3 protein-coding genes are annotated in these 2,265 nt (G+C 33.7%); all 3 read right to left on the minus strand.

Annotated elements, in window-relative coordinates:
* Positions 1-753, minus strand: a 753-nt coding sequence (locus BAZSYMA_RS00565; RefSeq protein ID WP_143243035.1) for a GmrSD restriction endonuclease domain-containing protein, incomplete at its 3' end; no start/stop codon positions are given.
* Complete coding sequence (locus BAZSYMA_RS00570; protein WP_090714481.1) at positions 740-1,786, minus strand: DNA cytosine methyltransferase; 1,047 nt, start codon at positions 1,784-1,786, stop codon at positions 740-742. The genes BAZSYMA_RS00565 and BAZSYMA_RS00570, both read right to left, overlap by 14 nt.
* Before the next feature lie 43 nt (positions 1,787-1,829).
* Positions 1,830-2,265: metallopeptidase TldD-related protein (locus tag BAZSYMA_RS00575; RefSeq protein WP_241502505.1), on the minus strand; the 436-nt coding region annotated here is incomplete at its 5' end.

Here is a 2,265-nt window from a genome sequence, read left to right on the forward strand (position 1 = left end):
ATTCATATCTGATAGGTACTTATTTAGGAAAATAGCTACATCACTTTTAGACTCTAAATATTTATCTTTATAAGCAAAGAACCTTAATATAAATTCTTCATATTCACCTCTGATTGCTCTCTGTTCGGATATGGGGCAAATAGATTGGAATTCTTTATGTTCTTTTAATTCAACAATCATATTGTAGAAATTGCCCGCATACGAACCCTTTCTAATTTCACTGTCTGTTAATTTTTCTCCACTAGTATTGATTCTATTAAAAATATCTTGTTTTATTTCTTTATTATTAGCATTAGTTTCATCAACAATAATAATTTTAAAATCTCTATTTTCAAAAGATCTTTGTATTCTTGCAGGTAAATCCTTAAATTTTGCACTATTAAAACTACTTAATTTTTCTAATTTTCTCAACCTTAGTGTATTATCATAAAAAGCAATTAGCGTTCTTATTCTTTGTGAGCCATCTATAATTTCCAATCTATTGTCAGCATCTTCAGAGACTAAAAAAGGCGTTAGGGGAACTCCTAACAAGACTGACTCTATAAATCTGGATTGTTTTTCATTATCCCAAACAAAAGCTCTTTGATAATCTGGAACATACAGTGTTTTACCTTCATCGTCTTTATCACCATATTTTGAATTAATAACTTCAAATGGATAATCTTTCGTAAAATAATCATAAAATCCAGACTCTTCATCCATTTGCTCTTGAATTCTAATTAACTTTTCACCGCTAAATTTACTTTTTGCCATATTCAACCTCCTCCAAGTGCCTTAAAATACAAATCCCAATATTTTTTCCCATTTTAGGAGGGACGGCATTTCCAATATGCCTACTAACTTCAACAATACGAATTTCTTTTCCAAAATCATAATCCATTGGGAAAGTTTGTAATAACGCCCCTTCTCGAATAGATATCGCCCTATCTTGCTCAGGATGTCCGAATCTTCCTGATCCATAACTGCTAAATTGTGTGGTAATTGTTGGAGATACTTTATCCCAACTCATGCGACCATAAACGGTTGAGTAGGTTTGCCCACTTTCTTTCTTATAACAATTAAGCAATAGTTCATTATCCCAATCTTGCCAAGTCCCCCCTGGATTTGATTGTTTAATTCTTTGTATATTTAACTTTGAAAGATTTCTTGAAGTGTGGGTCTTGTCATTTTTATAAACTTCACCACTTTTAATTTTTGGTAGTTTTTTAATAATACCTTTAATAGTTACTCTATTTTTTTTAGAGTGGGTTTTTATTGGAATGAATATTTCACCCAACTTTGAGGCTAAAAAAACCAATCTATTTCTATTTTGAGGAACACCATAATCAGCAAAATTTACAACCTCATAAGAAATCTTGTAGCCTAATTTTTTTACTTGCTCAACGAATTTGAAAAAGATTTCAGTTTTTGTTATACCTCGAACATTCTCCATAGAAATAATATCTGGCTTTATTTCTTTAATACCTCTTAAAAAGTGATCAATCATATTCCATCTAATATCGTCCTCACGATTTCTTACCTTAAAGGTGTGAGATGAAAATGTTTGACAAGGAGCGCAACCTACTAAGACTTTTATACTATCTTTTGAATACATATCTTTCATTTCTCTAAAATCATATTTAGTAACATCTTTACAAATGAAATCAACATTATTGTTTTTTTCGTATGAATATTGGCATGACTTATCATTATCAAGTCCAGCAATGACCTTTATGTCTACCTGTTGCAGTCCACAGGTTAACCCTCCAATACCACAAAATAAGTCAATTGCCTCCACTTTTCTCATTACATTAACCCTTCCAGAAACTGTTTTTAATACCTATCTCTTATTATACCTGCGTGCCGCCTACTGTCAATTCATCAATTTTAAGACTGGGTTGCCCAACGCCTACTGGCACACTTTTTCCATCTTTACCACAAACGCCAACACCGCCATCGAGTTTTAAATCATTGGTGACCATGGAGATTTTTTTCAGTGCTTCATCGCCAGAGCAGATGAGGGTTGCGCCTTTGACGGGTGTGGTGATTTTGCCATTCTTGATAAGATAGACTTCATTTGCTGAGAAAACAAACTTACCTGAGGTGATATCGACTTGACCGCCATCAAAATTCACAGCATAGAGCCCATCATCAACGGAAGCAATCATCTCTTCTAATGTGTCTTCACCATTGAGCATATAGGTATTGGTCATTCTTGGCATCGGGATATGCGCATAAGATTCGCGTCGCCCATTGCCTGTTGGTTCAACGCCCATCTTGTCAAAC

Origin of the sequence: Bathymodiolus azoricus thioautotrophic gill symbiont (genome assembly GCF_001298715.1) — a bacterium.
GTDB lineage: Bacteria > Pseudomonadota > Gammaproteobacteria > PS1 > Pseudothioglobaceae > Thiodubiliella.